This is a genomic window from Burkholderia sp. APQ4-4ca (genome assembly GCF_057837105.1).
Genome location: NZ_JBYQCG010000126.1, coordinates 1 through 6,254 on the forward strand (window position 1 = coordinate 1; position 6,254 = coordinate 6,254).

5 protein-coding genes are annotated in these 6,254 nt (G+C 64.0%); all 5 read left to right on the plus strand.

Features of this window, described 5'->3' with window-relative positions; all coding sequences use genetic code 11:
• On the plus strand, positions 1 to 201 hold a 201-nt coding region (locus AC3IFE_RS16090; RefSeq protein ID WP_489191113.1), incomplete at its 5' end, for an NIPSNAP family protein.
• Between the two features lie 307 nt (positions 202 to 508).
• Positions 509 to 1,159 carry an NADPH-dependent FMN reductase gene (locus AC3IFE_RS16095; RefSeq protein ID WP_489191114.1) on the plus strand — a complete coding sequence of 217 codons (651 nt, stop codon included), beginning with the start codon at positions 509 to 511 and terminating at the stop codon, positions 1,157 to 1,159.
• A 235-nt stretch (positions 1,160 to 1,394) separates the two neighbouring features.
• On the plus strand, positions 1,395 to 1,613 hold the full coding sequence (locus AC3IFE_RS16100; protein ID WP_301739623.1) for a transcriptional regulator: 219 nt from the start codon (positions 1,395 to 1,397) through the stop codon (positions 1,611 to 1,613).
• A 94-nt stretch (positions 1,614 to 1,707) separates the two neighbouring features.
• Entirely contained in the window at positions 1,708 to 2,610 is a 903-nt protein-coding gene (locus tag AC3IFE_RS16105; RefSeq protein ID WP_089470485.1) for an aminomethyltransferase, read from the plus strand.
• 961 nt (positions 2,611 to 3,571) lie between these two features.
• Positions 3,572 to 6,254, plus strand: a 2,683-nt coding sequence (locus AC3IFE_RS16110) for an ESPR-type extended signal peptide-containing protein (protein WP_489191115.1), incomplete at its 3' end; no start/stop codon positions are given.

The following is a 6,254-nucleotide window of genomic DNA, read 5'->3' on the forward strand; positions in this document are numbered from 1 at the left end:
CATCACGGCTACTTCCTGCCGTCCGAAGGCGCAAACAACATCGCGCTCGCGATGTTCTCGTTCCCGAGCCTCGCCGACTACGAGCGCTACCGCGAACGCTCGAAGGACGATCCGGCCTGCCAGGCCGCATTCCGCTACGCGGAGGAAACGCGGTGCATCGTCAGCTACGAGCGCAGCTTCTTCCGGCCGGTGTTCGAGTAAGAACGTATCATCACGCATCGCGCCCCGTTTTCCGGCCGAGGACGAAAAAAAGCCCCGCCTGCATCCGCCCGGCGGGGCCAACCCATGTCAGTAGAGACATCATGGAGGAGACGCGCCCATCTTATCGACCGCGGTGCAGCGTCCCAACCAAGCATTTCTGCTATCGATCCGCGGGGCCGCGCACACGATTGCCTCGCCGCGCGGCATATCGATAGAACGAAAAGTCGTTTTCAGAGTGGCGACGGGGTCGTTACCATCTGGTTTTAAGCCTGTGCTCAGCCGGGCAAGCCACTCCCAGGAGCGCCCCTTGACTGCATTCGATCAACACCGCCGCCCGTTCGTCGTCGGCATCGGCGGGACCACCCGGGCCGCGTCGTCCACCGAACGCGCGCTGTCGTTCGCACTGCGCGGCGCGCAAGCCGCCGGCGCGCGCACACGCCTGTTCGACGGCCCGTTCCTCCATACGCTGCCGCACTACGCGCCCGAACACAAAACGCTGACCGACGCGCAGCGCGAACTGATCGACGCCGTGCGCCAGGCCGACGCGATCGTCATCGCGACGCCCGGTTATCACGGCGGCGTGTCCGGTCTCGTGAAGAACGCGCTCGACACGCTCGAGGAACTGCGTGCGGACGAGCGCCCGTATCTCGACGGCCGCGCGGTCGGCCTGATCGTCACCGCGTACGGCTGGCAGGCGGCCGGCACCGTGCTGACGTCGCTGCGCTCGATCGTCCATGCGCTGCGCGGCTGGCCGACGCCGTTCGGCGCAACCGTCAACACGCTGGAAACGCGCTTCGAAAGCGCCGATAGCTGCTCGGATCCGAAGGTCGTCGCGCAACTCGAGACGGTCGGCGCGCAAGCCGCCGAATTCGCACTCGCGTTCGCGTCGCATCGTGCGGCCTCGCATGCGGCATCGGTCGATGCGCTCGCGCCCGTGCTGAAGGTCGCCAACCAGTAACCTCCGCATTCCGCCGCGCCCCTTCGGTCGACACGATTCGACGCAGGTGCGCGGCGCGTCTTCCGACGCGCGGCGATGCGCCGGGCGCGTCCGTTCCGCCTCTCGAACACATCGTTCCCGCGTACCGCCCCGATAACGATTCAGCCAGCCGCATGATTTGCATTGGCCGAAAGATTGGTTCACGCGGCCGGCCGGTTTTCGTACGCTGAAAGTCCGAACTTTTTACGCGCACGCCATGAACCGTACGATCCGCTACAAGGGCTATGAAGTCGCTCCCGTTGCCGCCCGGTTGCCGAACGGGTTGTTCGCCGCCAACCTGACGATCGAACGCGCGAGCGGCGGGCCGTCGCCGCGCTCCGTGTCGTTCGACGCAATCGATTTCTTCTTCGAGGAAGAGCACGCCCTCGCGTACGCATCGCGCTGGGGCCGCCTCTGGGTCGACACGAACGCGTGACCCGCGCGAGGCCCGCGTGCACATGGCCCCCGAAAATACGCGATGACGGAAGCTGTGCCAGAATCTTTCGATCCGTAATCGCATAACAATAGCCATGACCGACACGCTGCAGGAAGAGCATGCAGCCGCAGATCACGCGATGCGCAACTGGACCTTCGAGAGGCAAGGCCCGGTCCGGATCGGATCCGATGCGCACAAGCAGATGTTCTGTCGGATGCTGCTCGACACACACAATCCGTACAAGCCGGCGGTAATCGACTGGCCGGCGCTCCAGCCGGCCGAACTCAGGCGGCTCACGTCGCTGCCGATCTGGGACATCGCGGTGCAAACCGAAGGCCGTGCGTCGATTCGCGTGGCGACCTACGCCGCGACGGTCGACGATCCACTGCTGCGCCGCGCGCTCGAGATGGACGGCGGCGAGGAAGCCCGCCACAAGGTCGTGCTGTCGAAACTCGTCGAGGCGTACGGCATCCGGCTCGCGCCCGAGCCGGCCTACCCGGCGCCGACCGATCCCGAGTGGTCGTGGATGATGACGGGCTTCAGCGAATGCATCGACAGCTTTTTCGCATTCGGCCTGTTCCGCTCCGCGCAGCGCTCCGGTTATTTCCCGCCCGAGCTCGTCGAGACCTTCGAGCCCGTGATCCAGGAAGAAGGCCGCCACATCCTGTTCTTCGTGAACTGGTACGCATGGTACTGGCGCACGATGCCGTGGTGGCGCCGGCCGTGGTTCTTTGCACGCGTCGCGGCCGTGTGGGTGCAACTGATCCGCGACCGCATGAACATCGCGCGCGGCATCGATGCCGACGGCGCCGCGCGTGACGCGAACTTTCCGGCGACCGGCACCGCCGACATCGGCGATGCGCTGAACCCGCGCGAACTGATCGAGCTATGTCTCGTGGAGAATGACCGGCGGATGGCCGGTTACGACAAGCGCCTGCTGCGCCCGATGTTCGTGCCGCGAATGGCGCGGCTCGCGCTGCGGTTTCTGAAGAAGTGAAGTCGGGCGTTTGCCGCGGGTCATGCGGCAAGCGCCCGGTTCGGCCCCCGCCCGTCGATCGGGTGTGGCGCGCCCGATACATTCGATTCCTCCCCCTGTTTCCTCGACACGTCGAGCGCCAGCGGCATGGCGGACAAATTGCCGCCCCCGGATCTCACGTTTCTGGCCCTTCCGACCCGACGCCGCCGGCGGTCTTCGACGGCCTGTCGACACCCCGCGAAATACCCGCCGCGTGCGCGCTCCCTCGACTCCCGGCATGCGCGCCGATTCCGCCTCAACGCCGACATCAACGCGATCGTCGATAGGGCAGAACCGATAAATTGAGGCGAGTGGTTTCATTCGTCACGCCTGTAGCATTTTTTTACAACTTTCTCGGGCCGGGCAGCCCGCCACGCCCGCCGCTCGGGCCCCTGCGCCGCGCGAGATGCGCGAATCAGCACAAACCAATGTGCTCGACATCAGACAAATCCAATTATCAGATAACCAGTAAATATAAATACAAATTCACTTCAAACACAAATAATTAACAAGTTAATAAAATATCGAAAACACTATCCCCCGAACCATCTTCAAACATTACAACAATGAAAGAATTAGATCTTGCGCAAACGTTTGCGGACTCATTTGTCTTACTTTTATGACTAGCAGTTGTGTTACCTATCGCACATACACAACTTAAGTCATTGATTTTTAATATAAATTCTCACCACTCCGAGCGGAACACCGGTGCTTCCCGACACGTTCTTACATTTTGCTCATTAGCTTTCATCAAGCACATCACCACGCGATGCATTAACCATTCTTTAACTTTTAAAACACTTCATTTATCACTGTTTGTCAATCTCCAAAATCCACCTCCAATAAACTCCGACCATCAATTTTGAGATTCGCGCGAACGCACGGACCAATCCTCTAACAAAAGAGACCGGTGTGTGGCGTGCACATTTGGAGGTAGTAGGACATGAACCGCACATACCGCTCGATCTGGAACGAAGCGCTTGGCGCCTGGGTCGCGGCATCGGAAATCGATTCGGCACGGGGCAAGCCGAACAAGTCGGCCGTCGTGGTCGCGGCAGTCGCGGCGCTGGCGATCAGCCTGCCGTCGCTTGCAAGCGCGTCGACCTACATACCTGGAACGGTGAACGGATTCGGGCAGTTCACGGTATCGAGCTGTACCTCCAGCAGCGGCAGTACGGCCGCCGGCCGCACGACGATGGGCGACACCAATGCGTATCCGACCGATGGTTCGGGCACGTGGTCGACCGTGATCGGCTGTAACGCATCCGGCAACGGCAATCTCGCGGCGACGGCCTACGGCACCTACTCGCAAGTCACCGGCAAGGGCGGCACCGCGATGGGCTTCCTCAGCTCGGCTGGCCTCTGGGGCGTCGCGGCCGGCCTCGAAACCACCGCCAGCGGCGCCGGCGCGACCGCACTCGGCTTTGGCTCGACGGCGAACGCGCAGAACGCCGTCGCGATCGGCGGCGCAGGCGGCAACGGAACGACGCCGCTGTCGCAGGCAAACTCGACCATCGCATCGGGCGCGGGTGCAGTCGCCATCGGCAGCAACGCAACGAAGGGCGCGCAGTCGGCCGCGTCGAACGGCATCGCGATCGGCGGTCAATCGTCCGTCGCGTCGGCCGCCACGTCGGGCATCGCAGTTGGCCGCGGCGCGACCGTCAGTAGTGCGTACGGCATCGCGCAAGGCGATGGTGCGACGGCAAGCGGCGCCTCGTCGGTCGCGCTGGGTCAATCGGCAACCGCCGGGTCGAATTCGGGCACGGGCGGAGGCATCGCAATCGGCAGCAGCGCGAACGCGGGCACCGCTGTTTCGGGCAGCACGATCGCAATCGGGAACGGTGCAACCGCGACGTCGCCGTCGGGGTCCGGCGATTCGCTGGCATTCGGCACCAGCGCGGCGGCCACGGGGCTGGACTCGACGGCGATCGGCGCCCAAACCACCGCCAACGGCACGAACTCGATCGCCATCGGCAACAATGGCACGCTCGCCACCGGGACGGGCGCGCAAGTCGTGGGCGTCGGCTCGACGGCCAGTGGCACGAATGCAACGACGTTCGGCACGAGTTCAACGGCAACGGGTACCGGTGCGCTGGCGCTCGGCGCGGGCAGCAACGCGAAGTATGCCTCCAGCGTCGCGCTCGGCGCGGGAAGCGTCACCGGTACGGTTGAGCCGACCGGCACGGGTTATCTGACGGGCAGCGCCGCACCGCTGTCGGAAGTGTCGGTCGGTAGCTCGAGCGCACTGCGCCGCATCACGAATGTCGCCGACGGCTCCGCGCCGCAAGACGCCGTCACCGTCGCGCAGCTCAGCACCGGCATGAGCACGACCACGAGTGCGATCGGCAGCCTGTCGACGTCGGCGTCGACGGGCCTTTCGTCGGCCAGTAGCTCGATTTCGTCGCTGTCGACGTCGACCTCGACCGGCATCAATTCGCTGTCTACTGGTCTCAGTTCGGCTAATAGTTCGGTTACGTCGCTTTCGTCTTCCACGTCGACAGGGCTGTCGTCGGCTAACAGCTCGATCGGCTCCCTGTCGACCTCGACCTCGACCGGTATCAACTCGCTGTCCACCGGCCTCAGCTCGGCAAATAGTTCCGTCACGTCGCTGTCGTCGTCCACGTCGACGGGTCTCTCGTCGGCTAACAGCTCGATCGCTTCGCTGTCGACCTCGACTTCGACCGGCATCAACTCGCTGTCCACCGGCCTCAGCTCGGCAAACAGCTCGGTTACGTCGCTGTCGTCGTCCACGTCGACGGGTCTGTCGTCGGCTAACAGCTCGATCACTTCGCTGTCCACCTCGACTTCGACCGGCATCAACTCGCTGTCCACCGGCCTCAGCTCGGCGAATAGCTCCGTCACGTCGCTGTCGTCGTCCACGTCGACGGGTCTCTCGTCGGCTAACAGCTCGATCACTTCGCTGTCGACCTCGACTTCGACCGGTATCAACTCGCTGTCCACCAGCCTCAGCTCGGCGAATAGCTCCGTCACGTCGCTGTCGTCGTCCACGTCGACGGGCCTGTCGTCGGCCAACAGCTCCATCACGTCGCTCTCGACTTCGACCTCGACGGGTATCAATTCGCTGTCGACCGGCCTCAGCTCGGCGAATAGCTCCGTCACGTCGCTGTCGTCGTCCACGTCGACGGGTCTCTCGTCGGCTAACAGCTCGATCACTTCGCTGTCCACCTCGACTTCGACCGGCATCAACTCGCTGTCGACTGGCCTCAGCACGGTCTCGACGAAGACAGATAACCTGGGTAGCAGCACCGCGTCAGCACTTGGCGGTGGTTCGACGTACGACCCGACGACGGGCAAGGTCTCGGCTCCCGCGTACACCACGTACAACGCGAACGGCACGACATCGACGGCCAACAGCGTGGGCTCGGCGATCAACAACATCAACAGCCAGGGCATCAAGTACTTCCACGCGAACTCGACCGGCGCCGACAGCACCGCGACGGGCACCGACGCCGTCGCCATCGGCACCGGCGCGGTCGCCGGCACGAACAACTCCATCGCGCTCGGCGCGAACTCGGTGACCGCCGCGGCCACCCCGACGAGCAGCGCGACCGTCAACGGCGTGACGTTCGGCGGATTCGCCGGCGCCACGCCGGTCGGCACCGTCA

Excerpts from the sequence above, each read along its gene's own strand:
- AC3IFE_RS16100 (WP_301739623.1), top strand. The coding sequence starts at position 1,395 with ATGAACCGTACGATCCGCTACAAGGGCTATGAAGTCGCTCCCGTTGCC.
- AC3IFE_RS16105 (WP_089470485.1), top strand. The coding sequence starts at position 1,708 with ATGACCGACACGCTGCAGGAAGAGCATGCAGCCGCAGATCACGCGATG.